A 21469-nucleotide genomic window follows, 5' to 3' on the forward strand; every position below is an offset into this window, starting at 1 on the left:
CAGCGGTGGCGGTGGACGTCAGCGCGTTCAGCGGCCCGACGATGGCGCCGGGCTGGGATCCGCTGGACATCGACGGCGGAGACATCGCGCCGATGGAAGCAGTGATGCTCGACGGCGGACGCGCGCAGCCCGTCAGCGTCGACTCGGCCCGGTCGAGAACACCCGCGCTCGACGCCGGACGCGCGCTGGCGGTCGCATTGCGTGTCGACCCGGTCACCGTGACGGTGCTGCCGTCGGCGTTCGACGGCGACGAGATCGCCTCGGTGCAGTCCCCGCCGCTGCTCGAGCGGTTGGGCGAGATGATGAATAATTCCGACAACGTAATGGCGGAATCGATCGGCCGCGAAGTCGCTGCCGCGAAAGGGAAGCCGCAAAGTTTCGAGAGTGCTGTGCGAGCGGTGCTCGGCGAGTTGGACTCCGCCGACATCCACACCGACGGCTCGCACCTGATGGACTGCAGCGGGTTGTCCGTCGATGACCGGCTCACCGCGGAAACGCTCGACGAGACCGTCAACGCCGCCGCGGGACCCGACCAGCCGAAGCTACGGCCGCTGATGGATCTGTTGCCGATCGCCGGCGGCAGCGGGACGTTGTCGAACCGGTTCCTCGACACCGACGACGGTCGCGCGTCGGTCGGGTGGCTGCGCGCCAAGACCGGATCGTTGACGGGCACCAATTCTTGGGTGGGCGTCGTCACCGACGCCAGCGGCCGGGTGCTGACCTTCGCGCTGATCTCGAACAGCGCGGGACCGACCGGGCGGACGGCCATCGACGCGTTCGCCGCCACCCTGCGGTCGTGCGGGTGCGGCACATGAGCCGGGAAACGAGCGGCTCCGGCAAGGTCACGGTCGGCCGCACCGTCGACTGGGGATTCGCCGCCACGGTCGGGGCGAAGCTGGCCCGGCCGGGTCCGGCGGCCACCGACTACACCCGCCGCCAGGCGATCGAGCAGCTGTCCGACGCCGCGCTGCGGGCCGAGATGCCGGTGCGCGAGGTGACCGGGCTGAACGAAGGCGGCGAGGTGTCCGACGCTCGCATCGTCGACCGGGCCGAATGGATCGTGGCCGCCTCGAAATCGATGCGGACGATGACCGGCGGCAGCGAGACCGGTGACAAGCCGCACTTCATCACCGGGCGCGTCACCGGTGCACAGACGGGTGCGGTGCTCGCCTTCATCTCGTCGGGCATCCTGGGCCAGTACGACCCGTTCGGCGACAACGGCGGCGAGCTTCTTCTGGTGTACCCCAACGTGATTGCGGTGGAGCGGCAGCTGCGGGTGGCGCCGGCCGACTTCCGGCTCTGGGTGTGCCTGCATGAGGTCACCCATCGGGTGCAGTTCCGCGCCAACCCCTGGCTGGCCGACCACATGTCCAACGCGCTCGCGGTGCTGACGGAGGAAACCGGTGAAGACGTCGCCGAGGTGATCGGCAGGCTGGCCGGCCTGATCCGTGATCGCCGCGATGGTGTTCCTGCCGACCCGAATTCGACCGGTGTGCTGGGTGTGTTGCGGGCCGTTCAGTCCGAGCCGCAACAGCGCGCACTCGACCAGTTGCTGGTGCTCGGCACGCTGCTGGAGGGCCACGCCGACCATGTGATGGACGCCGTCGGGCCCGCCGTGGTGCCGTCGGTGGTCACCATCCGGCGGCGGTTCGACGAGCGGCGCACCCGTAAGCAGCCGCCGCTGCAGCGGGTGTTGCGGGCGCTGCTGGGCATCGACGCGAAGATGAGCCAGTACACCCGCGGCAAGGCGTTCGTGGACCACGTCGTCGAACGGGTCGGAATGGCCCGCTTCAACACCATCTGGTCGGGACCCGAAACACTGCCGCTGCCAACCGAAATCGAAGAGCCGCAGCGATGGATCGACAGGGTGCTCTAAGCGCGTTGCAGACCGCGGTGTCGGCGTTCGCTCGCCGTTACGCCGCCGGGGACAACCGTTGGTGCGTCGCCTTGTCGGGCGGACCGGACTCGCTGGCGCTGACCGCCGTCGCCGCCAAAGTGAAGCCGACCACCGCGCTGATCGTCGACCATCGACTGCAGCAGGATTCCCACCGCGTCGCGGCCACCGCCAGAGACCACGCGATAGCGTTGGGATGTGTTGATGCGCAGATCATTTGCGTCGACGTCGGCACGGCGGGCGGACCGGAGGCGGCCGCCCGCACGGCCCGTTACCGTGCGTTGGATGAGGCCCGCGCCGATGCCCAGGTGCTGCTCGGCCACACGCTCGACGACCAGGCCGAAACCGTGCTGCTGGGACTCGGGCGTGGATCGGGCGCAAGGTCGATGGCGGGCATGCGGCCTCATCACCCACCGTGGGGCCGCCCGCTGCTGGACATCCGGCGCTCGGTGACCCATCAGGCGTGTGACGAGCTGGGCATCCAGCCGTGGCGCGACCCGCACAACGCCGACCGCCGCTACACCCGCTCCCGGCTGCGCGCAGAGGTGATGCCGTTGCTCGAGGACGTCCTCGGCGGCGGTGTCGCAGAGGCGCTGGCCCGCACCGCGATCGCGCTGCGCGAGGACACCGAGACGCTCGACGAATTGGCGCAGCGGGCGCTGACCGCGGCGCCCTCCGATGATGGTCTCGACACCGCACGGTTGACGGCTCTGCCGGAGGCCGTCCGGCGCAGGGTGATCCGCGGCTGGCTGCTGGCAGGCGGAGCCATCGATCTGACCGATAAGCAGATTCGCGGCGTCGACACGCTGGTCACCGGATGGCGGGGGCAGGGTGGGGTTGCCGTCGGCTCCGCGCTGCGTAATGAGCGGCTTTTCGCGGGCCGTCGCGACGGCATGCTCACCCTGTACCGCCAGCCTGTATCGAAAGGTTAGGGAGAGCTCACGTTGGTTGAGGACGGGCGCACGTGGCACTCTGTGAACGTGCCATCTGAGGAGCTGTATCCGGGCGACATCAAATCGGTGTTGCTCTCTGAGGATCAGATCCAGGCGCGGGTCGCCGAGTTGGCGGCCCAGGTGGGCGCCGACTACCGCGACACCATCGCCGAGTCCAACCAGGATCTGCTACTGGTCACGGTGCTCAAGGGTGCAGTCTTCTTCGTCACCGACCTGGCCCGCGCGATCCCGTTGCCGACGCAGCTGGAATTCATGGCGGTCAGTTCCTACGGCTCGTCGACGTCGTCGTCGGGCGTGGTGCGCATCCTCAAGGATCTCGACCGCGACATCAACGACCGCGACGTGCTGATCGTCGAGGACATCGTCGACTCCGGGCTGACCCTGTCCTGGCTGTTGCGCAATCTCGCGACCCGACACCCGCGGTCGCTGCGGGTGTGCACGCTGATGCGCAAGCCAGACGCCGTACGCGACGACGTCGCCATCGCCTACGTCGGCTTCGACATCCCCAACGAATTCGTCGTCGGCTACGGCCTGGACTACGCCGAGCGCTACCGCGACCTGTCCTATATCGGCACGCTCGATCCGAAGGTGTACGAGGAGTTCTAGGAACATGACCCGGACCGCCTCCGCACACGCGAGGAGCGAAACCGCTCTCCGGATCTGCCCGTTGTGCGAGGCCACCTGCGGGCTGACGCTGACGATCCAGGACGGCCGGGTGACCGGGGCGCGAGGCGACCGGGAGGACGTCTTCAGCGCCGGGTTCATCTGCCCCAAGGGTGCCAGCCTCGGCGAGCTGGACAACGACCCGGATCGGCTGACACGGCCCATGGTGCGTCGCGACGGCGTGTTGGTCGATGCGACGTGGGACGAGGCGTTCGCCGTCGTCGCCGAGCGGCTGGGTGAGGTCATTCGCGAGCACGGCGGCACGTCCGTCGGCGTGTACCTGGGCAACCCCAACGCGCACACCGTGGCGGGCAGCCTGTACCCGCCGCTGATCATCCGCGGGCTGGGCACCCGTCAGGCGTTCTCCGCCAGCACTCTCGACCAGATGCCCAAACACGTTGCGCTTGGCCACATGTTCGGCAGCCCTGTCGCGTTCACGGTGCCCGATTTGGACCGTACCGACTACTTGGTGATCATCGGAGCGAATCCACTTGTCTCCAACGGAAGTCTGGCCACCGCGGCTGACTTCCCCGGCAAGCTGCGCGCACTGCGCAAGCGCGGCGGCCGGCTCACCGTTATCGACCCGGCACGCACCCGCACGGCCGAACTGGCCGACCGCCACATCGCCCCCCGGCCGGGCACCGACGCTGCACTGCTGTTCGCAGTTGTGCACGTGCTCTTCGAAGAAGGCCTTGTGGCAACGGACCTCGGCGGTATCGCCGGCCTCGTCAACGGACTCGAGGACGTTCGGCGCCTCGCCGATCAATTCTCGCCGGAGGACGTCGACGACTACTGCGGTGTACCGGCCGAGGACATCCGGGCGCTCGCCCGCGAACTGGCCGCGGCGCCGACGGCCGCCGTGTACGGCCGAATCGGCACGTCGACAGTCGAATTCGGCACGCTCGCGAGTTGGCTGGTCGACGTCATCAACGTTGTGACGGGCAATCTCGACCGACCCGGCGGCGTGATGTTCCCGCTCGGGGCGACGGCGCCCAGCCCGCGACCGCCGAAACCGGGCCGGGGGTTCAAGACCGGCCGCTGGCACAGCCGGGTGTCGGGCTATCCCGAGGCATTGTCCGAAATGCCCGCCGCCGCAATGGCTGAGGAGATCGACACTCCCGGCGACGGGCAGATCAAGGCGATGATCACGATCGCCGGGAACCCGGTTCTGTCGGCGCCCGACGGGGACCGCCTCGACCGGGCGCTGGGGGGAGGATTCATGGACTTCATGATTTCTATCGATCCCTACCTCAACGAGACCACCCGGCATGCCGACGTCATCCTTCCGCCACCGCCGCCGTCGCAGAGTCCCCATTTCGACTTCGCCCTGAACAATCTCGCGGTGCGAAACAACGTGCGCTACTCGCCGCCCGTTCTGCCGCTCGACGGGCGACCCGACGAAGCGGAGATTCTGTCGCGAATCGCGTTGACTCTCTACGGCATCGACGTCGACGGTGATCCCTCGCTTGTCGACGACCAGGTCATCGTGACGACGCTGGCCAAGGAGACCGCCGACCCCGACTCACCTGTGGCGGGCAGGCCGGTCGACGAGTTGACCGCGATGATCGCGCCCGGCCCCGGCTATGAACGACGCCTCGACATGATGCTCCGGCTCGGACCCTACGGCGATGCGTTCGGCGCCAAGCCCGACGGCCTCACCCTCGAACGGCTCAAGGCCGCACCGCACGGCATCGACCTGGGACCGCTGCGACCCCGGTTGCCCGAAGTACTCCGAACACCAAGCGGGCGAATCGAACTCGCGCCCGAGCCGTTCACCGTGGACGCCGTGCGGCTTCGCGAGCAGCTCGGCAGGGATGCCGACAGGTTCGTCCTGATCGGCAGACGCCACCTGCGCTCCAACAACAGCTGGATGCACAACGTGCCCGCGTTGGCCGGCGGTACGAACCGGTGCACGCTGCAGATGCATCCCGACGACGTCGCAGAGCTCGGGCTGTCCGACACGGCGAAGGTCAAGGGGCCCGGCGGCGAAGTGCTGGCTCCCGTCGAGCCGATGCCGGGGATGCGGCGCGGTGTGGTGTCGCTACCGCACGGATGGGGTCACGATCGCGGTGGCACGCGGCTCGGGGTGGCGGCGGGCCGGCCCGGCGTCAATGTCAATCAGCTCAACGACGGTAGTCATCTGGACCGGCTGTCCGGCACGGCCGTGCTCAACGGCATCCCGGTCGATATCGCCCCTGCGGACTGAATTCGTCATGCCGGCCGCGTGCGCTAGGTCAACTCCCAGATCACCGTCACCGAGAAACTGACGCTCTGCTGGCCGGGCTCCAGCGGCACGGCCTCCATGGCCGCCCGCGGCATCGGCGCAGGCATCGGCGTCGGCGGCACCGTGCCCGCCGACTCGGAGATCGAAATGACGTCGCCCAGAGTGAGTCCGGCCAATTGGGCGTACTGCCCGGCACGATCCTTGGCGTCGTCGAAGGCCCGCGTGCGCGCGTCCTTCACCAGCTGCGAGTCGTCGTCGATGGCGTAGCTGACCGAGTTGATCCGGGTGGTGTCGCCTCCGGTGGTACCGATCAGCCCCAGCGTCTGCGACGCATTGTTGAGGTCGCGGATCTTGACGCCGATCGAGTTGCTGGCCTGGTAGGCGGTGATCGTCGGGTCGTCGCCGCCGCTGTACTGCGGCTGCAGGGTGACGTTCGTCGTGGCGATGTCGTTGCGGTCGATGCCGGAGTTCGTCAGCGCGTTGATCACGGCCTGCATGCGGTCGCTGGTCTGGTTCATGGCAGCGGTGACGTCGGGCGCGGTGGCTTCGATGGAGACGTTCGCGTTCAACGTGTCCGGCTTGCCCTGCACCTCACCGGATCCGACGACGGTGACCTGGCGGGTATCCCGGCCGGCGGTGGGAACCATCGACGGTCCGGCCGTCGACCTCGCGTCGCAGGCCGACAGGCCGGCGACTGCCATCCCCGCCGCGGCGAGGATGATCAATCGGTTCGCAAGTTTCGCTCTCGCTGCGATCGGCATGCCTGGCAGCCTAGAGCACTTCTCGATCAGAGGAGGTCGAGGCGCTGGAGGTCAGACACGTACTTGCCGATCAGCGACTGCGTGATGTGGGGGATGTCCCCTTCGGCACCGACGCCGGCCGCACGCACGGCGGCGCGGAACACGTCTGCCGGTGCGATGGCGCCCAGGATCGGTCGCTCCGGCTTGCGATACGCGTCGAGCAGCGGGAGCACGCTGTGCCGTCGCTGGGCATCGGGCAGAGCGGTCAGTGCCGTCTCGAACCGGTGCAGCCAGTCGTCGTGATCCTCGATGCGTGCGATCGGGTGACCGGCTTCGATGAGCCAGTCGACGAACGTGTCCAGCGATACGCCGTCGTCGTACGGGTTCATCACGTCGAAAGACCGGTACCCGTCCGACGACTTCGCCGCCAGCGCGATGATCGACTCGGCGACGAAATCGACTGGCAGCCCGTCGTAGTGCGCCCGCTGTACCCGACCCTCGGCGTCCGTCTCGTAGAACGACCGCGGCGCGACGCCGGTCACCAGAAGGCTTTGGATGAGCCGGGTGAAGGCGTCGGGCACGTTGAGCTGTCCGGCATATCGGGTGTGAGCGAGGATCATGTCGGAGCGGAACACCGCCACCGGCAGGCCGCACAGGTCGTACGCGTCGCGCAGGAGCACCTCTCCGGCCCACTTGCTGTTCGCGTAGCCGTTGGCATACGAGCTGTCGACCGGCCGCACCGGGCTGACGTCGCGGATGTCACCGTCCTCGACGAAGTCGCCGGCCGCGACCGACATCGCGACCGCGACCGTCGACAGGTAGGTGACCGGCTTGATCTGCGCCGTGATCGCCAACCGGATGATCTCGGCGGTGCCGACCACATTGGGGCCGAACTCCTCGCTGTAGGGCAGCACGTGGTTCACCAGTGCCGCGGGGTGAATGATCTGATCGACATTGTGGGCCAACCGATCCCACGTCGCGCTGTCCAGACCCAGTTGTGGTTCACCGATGTCGCCCGCAACGATTTCGAGATGGTCGTCTGCCAATCGACGGAACCGCTCGAGCAGGTCGGGATCCCTGCTGTCGAAGGCGGCGTCGAGCCGTGCGCGGGCGGTGGCCTCGTCGCGTCCACGCAGAACGGTGATCACGGTGCCGCCGGTCTGCGCGGCCCGCTCCAGCAGCTCGAGCGCAAGGAACCGTCCCAGCCAGCCGTTGGCGCCGGTCAGGAGAACAGTCTTCGGGTCGCCGGTCACATAAGCGGTCGACGGGGCGGCAGCCAAGGTGTCCGCGTCGATGAACTTGTCCAGGGTGAGATCCTCGGCGCGGACCGCAGTGGCCCGTTGTCCATGCACGCTGGCGAAGGTGGGCCGGTTCGACCCGGATTCGCGCTCGATCTCGATGTAGGAGGCCAGCTTCCGCAGGTCGCCGGTCGGGCCGACGATCATGCCAACCGGCACGTCGACACCGAAGAGGTCGCGCAGCAGGTTGGCGAATGTCAACGCCGACAATGAATCACCGCCGAGATCGGTGAAGTGGGCGTCGGGGTCGACCTCGATGTCCGTCGATCCCAGGACCGCCTGCGCGGCCCGCAGGACGCTGTCGACGACCGGACGGCCATCGGCGTTGTCGCGCAGTGCCCGTAGCTCGTCGACACGAGCCGCTGCCAGTTCGGCATACAGCTGCTCCAACCGCTCGCCGTAGTGCTCTTTGAGCCTGGGCCGCAATATCTTTCCCACGCCCGACAGCAGCCCGTTGGCGGCGCTGAACGGCTCCGTCTCGATGAGGAAGTCGGCGGGAACCTCGTAGGACTGCAGTTGGGCCTCGCGCGCGGTATCCCGCAGCGCATCGCCGAGCGCAGTCTTGAGCGCTCCGGTGTCCGCACCGAACCGCTCCCGCGCCTGTGGTGTCGGCACGATCACCGCGAGCACGTTGGGACGCTCACTGTTGCCGTAGACGAAGATCTGCCGCACCAGTGGTGCTCCGGCGAAGACCGCCTCGAGGTTCGAGACGGCGACGAACTCGCCCTGCGAGAGCTTGAGTACGTTCTTGCTTCGGTCGACATAGGCGAGGTGATCCGGTCCGACCTCGGCCATCACGTCGCCGGTGCGGTAGTAGCCGTCGGCGTCGAACACTTCGGCCGTTACGTCGGGGCGCTTGTAGTAGCCGGGCATCATCGTCTGCGTCTTCACCAGCAGTTCGCCGCGCGGATAGGGCTTGTCGGTGTGGAAGTAGCCGAGTTCGGGGACGTCGACAAGCTTGTAGTCGAGGACGGGCGGACGCATCACCACGCCGTCCCTGGTCACGCCGCCGACTTCGGTTGTGCCGTAACCATCTGTGATGTGCGCGCCGAGAACGGCGTCGATGAATGTCTTCATCTCCGCCGCCAATGGGGCGGTGGCGACCACGCCGGCGAGCACCCGTCCGCCCAACACGTGCTCGCGCAGTTCGGTTGCGGCCTCGCCTTCCGCGTCTTCGGCGGTCGCGCCTTCGGCGATGAGTCGGTCGACGGCGCTGCGGTAGCGCTGAAAGAGCATGTCGACCACCCTCGGCACCAGCGGCATATCCGTCGGGCGCACGAGCGCCCAATCCTCGAACAGGGTGGAAAGATCAGGCTCTGCAACGAAATAGCTGGTACCACCGGTGAGGAACGCCGACATGATGGGCAGCCGCCCGCCTACGTGGTTGAGTGGCATGAAGTTGACGTTGAACACCGGGTGGCCGGTTGGCGGGGTGAAGTTCGAGGTGAACAACGTGGCCAGGGTGCGCTCGGCGATCATGGCGCCCTTGGGTGCGCCGGTGCTCCCTGAGGTGTACATGATCATCGCCAACCGGTCATCGCTACCGTCGGTGAAGCCCGGCTCTGCCTGCAGACCCGAGCCTTGCTCGATGACACGGCCGAGAGTTTCGACAACCACGGGTTTGCCGGCGTCGCGGAAGCGGGTGCGAGCCCGCTCGATGGCTTCTCGGTGATCGTCGATGGCGGGGTTGAAATCGAAAACCACCAGTTGCTTCAACGAGTCGCTTGCCGATGCGGATTCGACGGCGAGATCGAGGTACTCGGCGCCGACGGCGACGATCTTCGGCTGGGTTTCGGCGATGATCGGGCGAAGCTGGGAGACGGGCGCGTTGTGCTGCAGGGGCACCGACACCAGGCCGAGGTATGCGCATGCGAGATCGACCGTGAAGTAGTCGGGGCTAGCGAACCCGATCGTGGCGACGAGATCACCGGGCTTGACCGTTGCGGTGGCGTTGTTGCGCAGTGCGGTGGCGATCGCGGCGACCCGGTCCCATACCTCGCGGTAGCTGATCGATTCGAACGTGGGCAGCAGGCGCACCGAGGTGCGACCGGTGGCGATGTCTGTCACGAGTTCCCGTGCACGCTGACCGAGCGCCGGCCTGTCTGCATAACCCTCGACGAGGGTCTGCAGGACCTCGGTCAAGCGAAGGTTGTGGTCGCGTGCCGCATCGATGACTTCGGCAATGGGCCGGGCATTTCGGAACTGTGGGTCGTTGGCGTAGAGATCGGCCGCTTTCGCTTCTACATTGGTCCTCATCCGGCCCCTTTCGCGCAAGATCACTGACCAAGAGGGGGAGCGCCTGGCGGCGTTACCGAATTCCGCTGCGCGACTGTGAGGCTTCGCACACAGCGAAATTCCAGCACCGCTCAGGGAGTTACCAGGATCTTGCAGTGTGTATCCGGGTTGGCGAGGTCCTCGAATGCGGCCCCGACGCCGTCCAACCCCACCTCGCCGGTGATCAGTGGCGCGACGTCGATTTCACCCTCGGCGATGGTGCGCAGAGACTCGGCGAACTCTGTTGCGTCGTAGGTGTTCACGAACTGCACGTTGATCTCCTTGGCGATGCCGAACAGAGGCACGATGGGATCGGATTCCATGCACACTCCCGCAACGACAAGGCGGGTACCCGTCGGTGCCCGCCGCATCACGTCGTTGATGATTCCAGGCACTCCGACGGCCTCGAACACCACCGCAGGCTTGACACTGTCGAACGGTGATCCCTGTGCAGGATCCACGACTTGGTGTGCGCCCATCGTCGTCGCCAGCTCCCGGCGAGCCTTCGAATAGTCTGCCGCCACAATGTGTTCCACACCGCGATGGCGCAAGGCGGCGATGATCGCGAGGCCGATGGGACCCGATCCGACCACGAGGGCGTCGTCGCCGGGTCGGATCCCGGACTTGTTCACCGCATGCAGACCAACGGCCATCGGCTCGGTGAGCGATGCGAGCCGCGGGTCGAGACCGTTGGGAATCTTCAACAGCAGCGGTGCCGAAAGCAGCATCAGCTCGGCATAGCCGCCGATCGTCGTATTACTGGACAAAATGGGCTCAAAACCATTCGGCGACAACAATACAGGGAGTGACGTGACGACCGTTCCGGGTGGCGGCGCGTCGGTGTCAGGTCCGGCTTCGAGCACCTCTGCGCTGAACTCGTGCCCCATGAAGACGTCGTCGGCAAGATCGACCCGAAGACCCCCTCCGAACGGCATGCCCGAGATCTCGCTGGTCAGCCTGATCATCTGCTCACCGTGGGCGGCGAAGTGCAGATCCGAGCCGCAGATGCCGCATGCCTTGACGGCGACGAGCACCTGACCCGGTGCAGGCACAGGTTCGGCGACGTCGTCGCGCAGCACCATTCGTCCCTCGCGCAGCACCGAGGCGCGCATCAGCGCTCGACTTCCCGCAGGAAGCCGAGCAGCAGTCGGTTGACCTCCTCGGGGCGCTCCTGTTGCACCCAGTGACCCGCTCCCTCGATCATCTGCGCGGTGTAGGGGCCTGCGGCCACCTCGCGAGCCCGGGCGGGGTTCATCGTCGGGCCCACCGGATCGGCCGTACCGCCGATGAACACCGCCGGCGCAGTGATCTTTACGTCAGCGAGTTGCGGCGTCGACTCCCAGTTGCGGTCGTAGTTGCGATACCAGTTCAGTGCACCGGTGAACCCGGTCCTGGAGAACTGGGTCACGTAGTGTTCGAATTCGCCGGGGCTGATCCAGCCGGGCAGCGGGGCGTCTCCTTCGATCAGCCCGGCGAACAGTCCTCGCATGGTGACGGCCACGTCGGCCTCCATCTCGGCGTCGGCGAGCCCCGGCTCCTGGAAGCGCAGCATGTAGAAGTCGTCGCCGAACTTCTCGCGCCAGCGCTCCGTGGGCCGGGACCTGGCGCGGGGGATGGGCGGAACGCTGAGCCCCGCGACGGCACGAACGCGGTCGGGATGCAGCAGCGCGGTGTGCCACACCACCATCGCACCCCAGTCGTGGCCGATGAACACGGCTTGCGGCACGTCCACGTCGTCGAGCAGGCCGACGAGGTCGCCGGTCAGGGCGTGGATGTCGTAGTCCTCGACGGCGTCGGGTCGGCTGGAGCCGCCGTAGCCGCGTTGATCTGGGGCGAGTACGTGGTAGCCGGCGTCCGCGAGCACCGGGATCTGGTGTCGCCACGAGTAGGCCAGCTCCGGGAAGCCGTGCGCCAGCACGATCACGGGCGCTCCGCGATCACCGGCCTCGATCACCCGCAGCCGCATGCCGTTGACGTCGACCAGCCGCTCGGTAGTGGTGAGCACGGCTTCACCCAAGCACAGGCCCACCTGGCTCGAAAGAGCCCCCACTGTGCAGTTTCGTACACCTGCAGCGGCGTGTCCCGTACTAATCCGCACGCTCGACTTCATCGTCTAGCGAACGGCGCTGGAGAACCGTCGGGAACCGCCGGACGTTGGTGTAGCGGTAACCTTGACTATTCCAGCTGCGCATATGGAAGGACTTGGCCTAATAGGGCCGATGCTTGATGAACCGCAAAAATGTGATCCGCACGCTCACCGTCATCGCGGTGGTGCTGTTGCTGGGCTGGTCGTTCTTCTACTTCAGTGACAACACTCGCGGCTACAAGCCCGTCGACACGTCGGTGGCGATGGCCCAGATCAACGGCGACAACGTCAAGAGCGCTCAGATCGACGACCGCGAGCAGCAGGTGCGCCTGGACCTGAAGAACGGCAACGGCGACACCGGCGACAGCGCCAAGATCATCACCAAATACCCGACCGGGTACGGGGTCGACCTCTTCAACGCGCTGAACGCCAAGAACGCCAAGACCAACACCGTCGTCAACCAGGGCAACATCTTCGGGTCGCTACTGATCTACCTGTTGCCGCTGCTGCTGCTGGTCGGCCTGTTCGTGATGTTCTCCCGCATGCAGACCGGCGGCCGGATGGGCTTCGGGTTCGGCAAGTCGAAGGCCAAGCAGCTGGGCAAGGATATGCCGAAGACCACCTTCGCCGACGTGGCAGGCGTCGACGAGGCGGTCGAGGAGCTCTACGAGATCAAGGACTTCCTGCAGAACCCGACGCGGTATCAGGCGCTGGGCGCCAAGATCCCCAAGGGCGTGCTGCTCTACGGGCCGCCCGGCACCGGCAAGACGCTGCTGGCCCGCGCCGTCGCCGGTGAGGCAGGCGTGCCGTTCTTCACCATCTCGGGTTCCGACTTCGTCGAGATGTTCGTCGGTGTCGGCGCTTCGCGCGTCCGCGACATGTTCGAGCAGGCCAAGCAGAACAGCCCGTGCATCATCTTCGTCGACGAGATCGACGCGGTCGGCCGCCAGCGCGGTGCCGGCATGGGCGGCGGCCACGACGAACGCGAGCAGACGCTGAACCAGCTGCTGGTCGAGATGGACGGTTTCGGCGAGCGCCAGGGCGTCATCCTGATCGCGGCCACCAACCGGCCCGACATTCTCGACCCCGCCCTGCTGCGGCCCGGCCGGTTCGACCGACAGATCCCGGTCTCCAACCCCGACCTGGCCGGCCGTCGGGCGGTGTTCAAAGTGCACTCGCAAGGCAAGCCGATCGCACCGGACGCGGACCTGGACGGACTGGCCAAGCGCACCGTCGGCATGTCAGGCGCCGACCTGGCCAACGTCATCAACGAAGCTGCGCTGCTGACCGCCCGCGAGAACGGCACTGTCATCAGCGGAGCTGCGCTCGAGGAGGCCGTCGACCGCGTCGTCGGTGGGCCGCGGCGCAAGAGCCGCATCATCAGCGAGCACGAGAAGAAGATCACCGCCTACCACGAAGGCGGCCACACGCTCGCGGCGTGGGCGATGCCCGACATCGACCCGATCTACAAGGTCACCATCCTGGCCCGCGGTCGTACCGGCGGGCACGCGATGTCGGTGCCCGAGGACGACAAGGGCCTGATGACTCGCTCGGAGATGATCGCGCGGCTGGTGTTCGCGATGGGTGGACGCGCAGCCGAGGAGCTGGTGTTCCGCGAGCCCACTACCGGCGCCGTTTCGGACATCGAGCAGGCCACCAAGATCGCCCGCGCGATGGTCACCGAGTACGGCATGAGCAGCAAGCTGGGCGCCGTGCGTTACGGCACCGAGCACGGCGACCCCTTCCTTGGCCGCACGATGGGCACGCAGGCCGACTACAGCCACGAGGTCGCGCAGATCATCGACGACGAGGTGCGCAAGCTCATCGAGGCCGCGCACACCGAGGCGTGGGAGATCCTCACGGAGTACCGCGACGTGCTCGACACGTTGGCAGGCGAACTTTTGGAGAAGGAGACGCTGCACCGCGCGGAACTGCAGGCGATCTTCGGCGACGTGAAGAAGCGCCCGCGGCTGACCATGTTCGACGACTTCGGCGGTCGCATCCCGTCCGACAAGCCGCCGATCAAGACGCCGGGCGAGCTGGCGATCGAGCGCGGCGAGGAGTGGCCGAAGCCAGTCCCGGAGCCTGCGTTCAAGGTCGCCATCGCCAAGGCTTCCGCCGCCGCCGCAGAAGCATCTCAGGCGAACGGCTCCAATGGTGCAGGCACCAACGGAAGTCCGAACGGTCCGACGCAGCCCGACTACGGCGCACCTGCAGGCTGGCATGCGCCGGGCTGGCCGCCGCAGCATCCGCAGCAGCCGCAGCCACCGCAGCATCCGCAGCAGCCGCAGGGCCAATACCCGCCGCAGGGCCACTGGTACCCGCCGCCGCCGCAGCCCACCGGGTGGCATCCGCCCAATCTCGCCGCCGGAGCGGCTCCGCCGCCCAATGTCGCCGCCGGAGCGGCTCCGCCGCCCTACCCGCCGTATCAGCCCTACCCGTACCCCGGCCCACAACACCCGTCGCACGGCGGACCGACCGGAGCGCCCCCGCCTGACAACGGGGACGCGGGCCAAGAACCGAACCGGCCTAACCCGCCGGCGCACGGCTGAACTCAACGGAGGCTCAATGACGCGGCCGCACAACAACTCTGCGACCACCAATGGACGTGTTTTCGACCAGGCGCGCGCCGAGGCGGCCGTCCGCGAACTGCTGATAGCGGTCGGGGAGGACCCCGACCGGCACGGCCTGGAGGAGACTCCAGCCCGGGTAGCGCGTGCCTACAAAGAGATGTTCGCCGGGCTCTACACCGACCCGGATTCGGTGCTTAACACCACATTCGATGAACAGCACGACGAGCTGGTGCTGGTGAAGCAAATCCCGTTGTACTCCACCTGCGAGCACCACTTGGTGGCGTTCCACGGCGTTGCCCACGTCGGATACATTCCCGGGGTGGACGGCCGGGTGACCGGGCTGTCGAAGATCGCCAGGCTGGTCGACCTGTACGCCAAGCGCCCGCAAGTGCAGGAGCGCCTGACCGCACAGATCGCCGACGCCGTCATGCGCAAGCTCGAACCGCGTGGAGTCATCGTTGTCGTCGAATGCGAGCACCTGTGCATGTCCATGCGCGGCGTGCGCAAGCCAGGCGCCAGCACAACCACATCGGCGGTGCGCGGTCAGTTCAAGACCGACAAGGCATCACGGTCCGAGGCCCTGGAACTGATTCTGCGCAGGTGAGCCCAACACGCGTGCGGGTCATGGGGGTCGTGAACGTCACCGACGACTCCTTCTCCGACGGAGGGCTGTTCCTCGACCGCGATCGCGCCGTCGAGCACGGTCTGGCGCTGGCCGCCGACGGCGCCGCGATCATCGATGTCGGCGGCGAGTCGACGCGTCCCGGTGCGGCCCGCATCGAGTCGCGGGTGGAAATCGGACGTGTGCTACCGGTGATCAAAGAGCTTGCCGGACAGGGCATTACCGTCAGCATCGACACGATGCACGCGGAGGTTGCCCAGGCTGCGTTGGAAAACGGTGCGCAGATCGTCAACGACGTGTCGGGTGGGCGCGCAGACGCGAACATGGCTGGCCTGGTGGCCGACGCCAAAGTGCCTTGGGTACTGATGCATTGGCGCTCGGTGGTTGCCGAGCGTCCGCACGAGGTGCCGCCGTACGGCGACGTGGTGGCCGAGGTGCGCGCAGAACTGCTCTCCTGCGTCGATGCCGCAGTGCACGCGGGAGTCGATCCGGCCAACGTCATCATCGACCCAGGACTGGGATTCGCCAAGACCGGCGAGCACAACTGGGCGCTGCTGCGCGCATTGCCCGAACTCGTCGACACCGGAATCCCGGTGCTCGTCGGGGCGTCGCGCAAACGCTTCCTAGGAACCCTTCTCGCGGACGCCGACGGCCAACCGCGTCCGCCGGACGGCCGCGAGACCGCGACCGCGGTGGTCTCGGCACTGGCAGGCATGCACGGCGCGTGGGGTGTCCGGGTGCACGACGTCCGAGCGTCGGTCGACGCGCTGAAGGTTGTCGAGGCATGGACGGAGCCGCGGCGCGATGGCTGACCGAATCGAATTGCGCGGGCTGCTCGTTCGCGGTCATCACGGTGTGTTCGACCACGAGCGCCGCGACGGCCAGGACTTCGTCGTCGACATCACCGTGTGGATCGATCTTGCGGCCGCGGCGGCCAGCGATGACCTCGCCGACACGCTGGACTACGGCGCTCTGGCCAAGCGCGCCGCCGACATCGTCGAGGGACCGGCACGCAATCTGATCGAGACGGTTGCGGGCGAGATCGCCGAGGACGTGATGACCGACGAGCGGGTGCACGCCGTCGAGGTCGTCCTACACAAACCGGCCGCCCCGATTCCGCTGCGGTTCTCCGACGTCGCCGTGGTGGCACGACGGTCACGGCGCGGCGGCCGGGGGAATCCAGCGTGACCTCAGTGGTGCTGTCGATCGGTTCGAACCTGGGCGACCGGCTCACCCACCTGCAATCGGTCGTCGACGGACTCGGGGATGCGCTGCGCGCGGTGTCGGCCGTCTACGAGACCGACGCGTGGGGCGGCGTCGAGCAGGGGCCGTTCCTCAACGGCGTGCTCATCGCCGACGACCCGGACCTCGATGCGCACGGCTGGCTGCGCCGCGCGCACGAGTTCGAAGACGCCGCCGGGCGGGTCCGCGATCAGCGATGGGGTCCGCGGACCCTCGATGTGGACCTCGTCACCTGCCATGACGGCCCGTCCGAGGTGCGACTCGGCGACGAGAACCTGACACTGCCCCATCCGTTCGCACACCAGCGCGCCTTCGTTCTCGTTCCCTGGCTGGACGTCGACCAGGACGCCGCGCTGACCGTCGGCGACGAAAGCCGACCCGTGGCGAAGCTGCTCGCCGAACTGGACGCGGCTGAACGCGACGGGGTTCGTCCGACCGGCCTGGTGCTGGCCTGATGGGACCGACCCGCAGGCGTGACCTGACGGCCGCTGCGGTGATCGCCGCTGTCCTGGGATACGCACTGGTGACCATCCTCTACCGGTGGTTCCCGCCGATCACGGTCTGGACCGGCCTGTCGCTGCTGGCGGTGGCGGTCGCCGAGGGCGGCTGGGCGTTCTATGTGCGGGCGAAGATCAACGACGGTCGGATCGGCGACGGGCCGGGTTGGCTGCATCCGCTGGCGGTCGCCCGGTCGGTGACGATCGCCACGGCCTCGGCGTGGGTCGGCGCCCTGGTGCTGGGTTGGTGGGTCGGGGTGCTGGTCTACCTTTTGCCACGGCGAGAATCGCTCCGGGTGGCAGGCGAGGATACGGCGGGCGCTGTGGTGGCGGCGGTGAGCGCGCTTGCGCTGTTGGTCGCGGCGCTATGGCTCCAACATTGCTGCAAGTCCCCGCAGGAGCCGCCAGAGAACGGTGAAGGGGCCACGGATTAGCTGGTCGACAATAGCCGATCGCGAATCGCCGCAGAGCACGACACGCTGAGTGACCTGTGACGGGTACAGTCGGCCCATGACCGTTCTGACCCGTGGTGCGCGGCCGCGGCGCAGCGGTCGCAGGCCGGGTTGGCTGCTGTTAACGGTGTTGCTGGTCCTCGCAATCATGGCGAGCTCGGCACTGGTGTTCACCAACCGTGTGGAATTGCTGAAGCTGGCGGTCATCCTCTCGTTGTGGGCCGCGGTGGTGGCCGCGTTCGTGTCGGTCATCTATCGGCGCCAAAGCGATGTCGATCAGGCCAAGGCCCGCGATCTCAAGCTTGTCTATGACTTACAACTGGATCGTGAGATCTCTGCACGGCGCGAATACGAGCTGACGGTCGAGTCCGAGCTGCGCCGCGAGCTGTCGACCGAGGTACGGGCCCAGGCCGCCGACGAGGTGGCCGCGCTGCGCGCCGAGCTCGCCGCCCTCCGGGCCAACCTGGAGTACCTCTTCGACGCCGACCTCAGTCACCGCCCGGCGATCGAGACGGAACACGGGCCCGCGCGCCCCGGCCGGGTGGCCAGCAGCAGAATCGACACCGACGACGGCCCGAATCTGCGCACCGAAGAAAATCCGATCATCGACGTTTCGGCCGAACCGCATTCGCCGGAACATGAATGGGGGCCGACGCCGCTGTTCGGTGGTGCCCACCGCAGGGAATCGGAGGCGCTGCCGACGACCGAGGAGCGCCAGGCGTGGGCAGCCGAGCAGCGGGCTGCAGAGCACCGTGCCGCGGAGGAACGCGCCGCAGCGGAGCAGCGCGCCGCAGCCGAACAACGGGCGGCCGAACAGCGCGCTGCTGCCGAGGCCAGGGCGGCTGAGCTGAGAGCGGCTGAGCAGCGGGCGGCGCAGCAGCGCGCCGCCGAACAGCACGCCGCGGCGGAACGACGTGCCGCGCAGCAACGCGCCGACGAACAACGCGCTGCGCAACAACGCGCCGCCGACGAACGCGCCGCCGAGGAGCGGCACGCGGCAGCGCAACAGGCGGCCGAGGAGCGCGCGGCCGCCGAGCGTCGGATCGTCGAGCGACGGGCGGCCGAGGAAGACGCGCTTGCCGAACAGCGGGCGGCCGCGCAGCGTGCCGCAGAAGAGGAAGCCGACAGGCAGGCCGCGGCCGCAGACGACTGGCGGCCCGCCCCTGCCGAGGGCGAGTTCATCCCGGCCGGAATGCCCGGCAGCAATTGGTCTCCCTCGTCGATGGAGAACGGATCCGGCGAATACGTCGGACGGCGACGCGCTGCCGAGCCCGCGATGTCGACACCTCCGTACGACCCGCAGGGGGGCCGTCACTGGGCGCCGCCCGAGGCCACCGACCCCGGACGACCAAAAGCACCGGCACCGTCACCCACGCTCGCGACACCTGCTCGGCCGCCCGCTCCGCAGCCGGCACCCGACGATGACAGCGCACCTCGTCACCGCAGCCTCGACGAAGCCGAGTCAACCGGAGGGCATTCCGTCGCCGAGTTGCTGGCGCGTCTGGAAGTCGGTTCGCCGGGCGGCGGGCGTCGTCGACGCCGCGACGAGTGAGCTAGTCTCTTAGCGACCGTTCGGTACCCGCGACGCAGGACCGGAACGAAACACAGATCTCGCGAGGCCCTCTGCAATGGAGCAGTCCCCTTCGTATCCGTGGCGAGCCCACCCTACGCACGCGTGGGGTCCCCAAGACGGACCAATGCGTCCGGCTCGGCTCTCGGTCGGAATCATCTCGGCAGGCCGGGTCGGCACCGCGCTCGGAGTGGCCCTGGAGCGGGCCGGTCACGTCGTCGTGGCGTGCAGCGCGATATCCCGCGCCTCCCGGCAGCGGGCCGAGCGCCGGCTGCCCGACACCGCGGTGCTGCCGGTTCATGAGGTCGCGATCCGCGCGGAGTTGCTGCTGCTCGCGGTTCCGGACTCCGAGCTGGCGTCGGTGGTCTCGGGTCTCGCCGCCACCCACGCCGTGCGACCGGGAACCATCGTGGCGCACACGTCGGGCGCCAACGGCATCGCGGTGCTGAGCCCACTGACCGAACAGGACTGCATCCCGTTGGCGATTCATCCGGCGATGACGTTCACCGGCGCCGACGAGGACATCGCCCGACTGCCCGACACCTGCTTCGGCATCACCGCCGCCGACGACGTCGGCTACGCCGTCGCGCAGTCGCTGGTACTCGAGATCGGTGGTGAGCCGTTCCGGGTCCGCGAAGACGCCCGCATGCTGTATCACGCGGCGCTCGCGCATGCCGGCAATCACGTCGTCACCGTGGTGCTCGACGCGGTGGAAGCGTTGCGGTCCGCGCTGACGGGTCAGGAGCTGCTCGGTCAGGAGCTGGTCGGTGACGACCCCGGTGGAATCGCCGAGCGGGTCATCGGCCCACTGGCACTGGCGGCGCTGGAGAACGCACTGCAGCGGGGACAGGCGGCGTTGACCGGCCCGGTGGCCCGCGGCGATGCAGGTGCGGTAGCCGACCATTTGCGCGCCTTGAGCGAAGCGAATCCCGAACTGGCCCAAGCATATCGAGCGAACTCGTTGCGGACCGCGCAGCGGGCCCACGCACCTGAAGAAGTCTTCACCGTGCTAGAGGAGGCCGGGTGAGCGTGACCGTTCGCAAGCCGCCGAAGTTCGCCGCAGGCAACCTCAACGTCTACAGCTCGCCGCGCGACATGTCCGATGTGACGCGCGCACTGCGGCAGACCGGACGTCGGGTGATGTTGGTGCCCACCATGGGCGCGCTGCACGACGGACATCTGACGCTGATACGGGCCGCCAAGCGGGTGCAGGGCGCGGTCGTCGTGGTGTCGATCTTCGTGAACCCACTGCAGTTCGGCGCAAACGAGGATCTGGACAAGTATCCCAAGACCCTCGACGACGACCTGGCATTGTTGCGCGAAGAAGGGGTCGAGGTCGCGTTCACGCCGACTGCCGCGCAGATGTATCCCGACGGACCCCGCACATCGGTACAGCCGGGCCCGCTGGGCGCGGAGCTGGAAGGCGCGGCCCGGCCGACGCATTTCGCCGGAGTGCTGACCGTCGTCCTCAAGCTCCTTCAGATTGTCCAGCCGGACAGGGCATTCTTCGGCGAGAAGGATTACCAGCAGCTTGTGATGATCCGCGAGATGGTCGCCGACCTGAACGTCGACGCCGCGATCGTCGGTGTGCCGATCGTTCGCGAACCCGACGGGCTGGCGATGTCGTCGCGCAACCGGTACCTCAGCGATGTGGAACGCGAACAGGCGGGCGCACTGTCGGCGGCCCTGCTGGCCGGAATGTACGCCGCAGCGGGCGGCACCCCTGCCGCCGTCGACGCCGCGCGCGCGGTACTCGACGAGGTGCCCGCTATCGAAATCGACTATCTGGAGGTGCGCGACATCGCGCTCGGGCCTGCGCCGACGGAGGGCGCGGCGCGCATGCTGCTGGCCGCGCGACTCGGCGCCACCCGACTGCTGGACAACATCGCGATTGACATCGGGTCATCCGCCGGTGCCGAAGGGCAATGGTCGGCCGGATCGGACAACAACCACGAATTGCCATGGAGGAATTGATGTTACGGACGATGCTGAAGTCGAAGATCCACCGCGCCAGGGTGACTCAGGCAGACCTGCACTACGTCGGATCGGTGACGATCGACGCCGACCTGATGGACGCCGCCGACCTGCTCGAGGGCGAGCAGGTCACCATCGTCGACATTGACAACGGCGCGCGGCTGGTCACCTATGCGATCACCGGCGAGCGCGGCAGCGGGGTGATCGGGATCAACGGCGCGGCAGCGCATCTCGTGCACCCCGGCGATCTCGTCATCCTGATCTCCTACGGCACGATGCAGGACGCGGAGGCCCGCCAATATCAGCCCCGGGTCGTTTTCGTCGACGCCGAGAACAAATTGACCGATTTCGGCCACGACCCCGCCCACGTCCCCGCCGACGCGGCCGACCTGCTCTCGCCTCGGTGA

Annotated in this window: 19 protein-coding genes; 15 read left to right on the forward strand and 4 right to left on the reverse strand. The window is 67.7% G+C overall.

What is annotated here, in order from left to right:
* From dacB to QOC76_RS09540, 5 genes are all read left to right on the forward strand, one after another.
* Nucleotides 1-815 (forward strand): D-alanyl-D-alanine carboxypeptidase/D-alanyl-D-alanine endopeptidase (gene dacB, locus QOC76_RS09520; RefSeq protein WP_526356568.1); only part of this gene is annotated, 815 nt, incomplete at its 5' end.
* Nucleotides 812-1876 carry an Rv3626c family coenzyme F420 biosynthesis-associated protein gene (locus QOC76_RS09525; RefSeq protein WP_526356570.1) on the forward strand — a complete coding sequence of 355 codons (1065 nt, stop codon included), beginning with the start codon at nt 812-814 and terminating at the stop codon, nt 1874-1876. The genes dacB and QOC76_RS09525, both read left to right, overlap by 4 nt.
* Nucleotides 1855-2826: a tRNA lysidine(34) synthetase TilS gene (gene tilS, locus QOC76_RS09530; RefSeq protein ID WP_526356572.1), complete on the forward strand. Its 972-nt coding sequence runs from the start codon at nt 1855-1857 to the stop codon at nt 2824-2826. Before QOC76_RS09525 ends, tilS begins: the two co-directional genes overlap by 22 nt.
* Nucleotides 2827-2838: 12 nt before the next feature.
* On the forward strand, nt 2839-3453 hold the full coding sequence (gene hpt / locus QOC76_RS09535; RefSeq protein ID WP_526356574.1) for a hypoxanthine phosphoribosyltransferase: 615 nt from the start codon (nt 2839-2841) through the stop codon (nt 3451-3453).
* A 4-nt stretch (nt 3454-3457) separates the two neighbouring features.
* Entirely contained in the window at nt 3458-5716 is a 2259-nt protein-coding gene (locus tag QOC76_RS09540) for a molybdopterin-dependent oxidoreductase (protein ID WP_526356576.1), read from the forward strand.
* 23 nt (nt 5717-5739) lie between these two features.
* Here the strand turns inward: QOC76_RS09540 and QOC76_RS09545 are convergent, their stop codons facing one another.
* The 4 genes from QOC76_RS09545 to QOC76_RS09560 all read right to left on the reverse strand — a co-directional run bounded on the left by QOC76_RS09545 (nt 5740) and on the right by QOC76_RS09560 (nt 12012).
* On the reverse strand, nt 5740-6495 hold the full coding sequence (locus QOC76_RS09545) for an SIMPL domain-containing protein (protein ID WP_526356578.1): 756 nt from the start codon (nt 6493-6495) through the stop codon (nt 5740-5742).
* Nucleotides 6496-6521: 26 nt separating this feature from the next.
* Nucleotides 6522-10028: a carboxylic acid reductase gene (gene car, locus QOC76_RS09550; RefSeq protein ID WP_526356580.1), complete on the reverse strand. Its 3507-nt coding sequence runs from the start codon at nt 10026-10028 to the stop codon at nt 6522-6524.
* Nucleotides 10029-10138: 110 nt separating this feature from the next.
* Nucleotides 10139-11158 (reverse strand): zinc-binding dehydrogenase, encoded by a 1020-nt coding sequence (locus QOC76_RS09555; protein WP_526356582.1) that lies wholly within the window; start codon nt 11156-11158, stop codon nt 10139-10141.
* Complete coding sequence (locus QOC76_RS09560) at nt 11158-12012, reverse strand: alpha/beta fold hydrolase (RefSeq protein WP_526356602.1); 855 nt, start codon at nt 12010-12012, stop codon at nt 11158-11160. Before QOC76_RS09560 ends, QOC76_RS09555 begins: the two co-directional genes overlap by 1 nt.
* 260 nt (nt 12013-12272) lie before the next feature.
* Between QOC76_RS09560 and ftsH the strand changes: the two genes are divergently transcribed.
* The 10 genes from ftsH (at nt 12273) to panD (ending at nt 21469) form a co-directional block, all read left to right on the forward strand.
* On the forward strand, nt 12273-14684 hold the full coding sequence (ftsH, locus tag QOC76_RS09565; RefSeq protein ID WP_526356584.1) for an ATP-dependent zinc metalloprotease FtsH: 2412 nt from the start codon (nt 12273-12275) through the stop codon (nt 14682-14684).
* Nucleotides 14685-14700: 16 nt separating this feature from the next.
* Entirely contained in the window at nt 14701-15309 is a 609-nt protein-coding gene (gene folE, locus QOC76_RS09570; protein WP_526356586.1) for a GTP cyclohydrolase I FolE, read from the forward strand.
* Nucleotides 15306-16139, forward strand: coding sequence for a dihydropteroate synthase (gene folP / locus QOC76_RS09575; RefSeq protein ID WP_526356588.1), 834 nt, complete (start codon nt 15306-15308; stop codon nt 16137-16139). The genes folE and folP overlap by 4 nt, the downstream gene beginning before the upstream one ends.
* Complete coding sequence (gene folB / locus QOC76_RS09580) at nt 16132-16515, forward strand: dihydroneopterin aldolase (RefSeq protein ID WP_526356590.1); 384 nt, start codon at nt 16132-16134, stop codon at nt 16513-16515. The genes folP and folB overlap by 8 nt, the downstream gene beginning before the upstream one ends.
* Entirely contained in the window at nt 16512-17024 is a 513-nt protein-coding gene (gene folK / locus QOC76_RS09585) for a 2-amino-4-hydroxy-6-hydroxymethyldihydropteridine diphosphokinase (protein WP_526356592.1), read from the forward strand. Before folB ends, folK begins: the two co-directional genes overlap by 4 nt.
* Entirely contained in the window at nt 17024-17500 is a 477-nt protein-coding gene (locus QOC76_RS09590; protein ID WP_526356593.1) for a DUF3180 family protein, read from the forward strand. The genes folK and QOC76_RS09590 overlap by 1 nt, the downstream gene beginning before the upstream one ends.
* Nucleotides 17501-17576: 76 nt before the next feature.
* The gene (locus QOC76_RS09595; RefSeq protein WP_526356594.1) at nt 17577-19070 is read left to right on the forward strand and encodes a DUF6779 domain-containing protein; all 1494 of its coding nucleotides are present in this window, start codon (nt 17577-17579) and stop codon (nt 19068-19070) included.
* A 145-nt stretch (nt 19071-19215) separates the two neighbouring features.
* Complete coding sequence (locus QOC76_RS09600; RefSeq protein ID WP_526356595.1) at nt 19216-20115, forward strand: Rossmann-like and DUF2520 domain-containing protein; 900 nt, start codon at nt 19216-19218, stop codon at nt 20113-20115.
* A gap of 2 nt (nt 20116-20117) precedes the next feature.
* On the forward strand, nt 20118-21062 hold the full coding sequence (gene panC / locus QOC76_RS09605; protein ID WP_526356603.1) for a pantoate--beta-alanine ligase: 945 nt from the start codon (nt 20118-20120) through the stop codon (nt 21060-21062).
* Entirely contained in the window at nt 21062-21469 is a 408-nt protein-coding gene (gene panD / locus QOC76_RS09610; protein ID WP_526356596.1) for an aspartate 1-decarboxylase, read from the forward strand. Before panC ends, panD begins: the two co-directional genes overlap by 1 nt.

The sequence above is a fragment of the Mycobacterium sp. genome (genome assembly GCF_032159565.1).
Classification (GTDB): domain Bacteria; phylum Actinomycetota; class Actinomycetes; order Mycobacteriales; family Mycobacteriaceae; genus Mycobacterium.

Excerpts from the sequence above, each read along its gene's own strand:
- QOC76_RS09600 (WP_526356595.1), top strand. The coding sequence starts at position 19,216 with ATGCGTCCGGCTCGGCTCTCGGTCGGAATCATCTCGGCAGGCCGGGTC.
- folB (WP_526356590.1), top strand. The coding sequence starts at position 16,132 with ATGGCTGACCGAATCGAATTGCGCGGGCTGCTCGTTCGCGGTCATCAC.
- QOC76_RS09545 (WP_526356578.1), bottom strand. The coding sequence starts at position 6,495 with ATGCCGATCGCAGCGAGAGCGAAACTTGCGAACCGATTGATCATCCTC.
- QOC76_RS09555 (WP_526356582.1), bottom strand. The coding sequence starts at position 11,158 with ATGCGCGCCTCGGTGCTGCGCGAGGGACGAATGGTGCTGCGCGACGAC.
- ftsH (WP_526356584.1), top strand. The coding sequence starts at position 12,273 with ATGAACCGCAAAAATGTGATCCGCACGCTCACCGTCATCGCGGTGGTG.
- QOC76_RS09595 (WP_526356594.1), top strand. The coding sequence starts at position 17,577 with ATGACCGTTCTGACCCGTGGTGCGCGGCCGCGGCGCAGCGGTCGCAGG.
- car (WP_526356580.1), bottom strand. The coding sequence starts at position 10,028 with ATGAGGACCAATGTAGAAGCGAAAGCGGCCGATCTCTACGCCAACGAC.
- QOC76_RS09560 (WP_526356602.1), bottom strand. The coding sequence starts at position 12,012 with ATGCGGCTGCGGGTGATCGAGGCCGGTGATCGCGGAGCGCCCGTGATC.
- panD (WP_526356596.1), top strand. The coding sequence starts at position 21,062 with ATGTTACGGACGATGCTGAAGTCGAAGATCCACCGCGCCAGGGTGACT.
- QOC76_RS09525 (WP_526356570.1), top strand. The coding sequence starts at position 812 with ATGAGCCGGGAAACGAGCGGCTCCGGCAAGGTCACGGTCGGCCGCACC.
- QOC76_RS09590 (WP_526356593.1), top strand. The coding sequence starts at position 17,024 with ATGGGACCGACCCGCAGGCGTGACCTGACGGCCGCTGCGGTGATCGCC.
- QOC76_RS09540 (WP_526356576.1), top strand. The coding sequence starts at position 3,458 with ATGACCCGGACCGCCTCCGCACACGCGAGGAGCGAAACCGCTCTCCGG.
- folE (WP_526356586.1), top strand. The coding sequence starts at position 14,701 with ATGACGCGGCCGCACAACAACTCTGCGACCACCAATGGACGTGTTTTC.
- tilS (WP_526356572.1), top strand. The coding sequence starts at position 1,855 with ATGGATCGACAGGGTGCTCTAAGCGCGTTGCAGACCGCGGTGTCGGCG.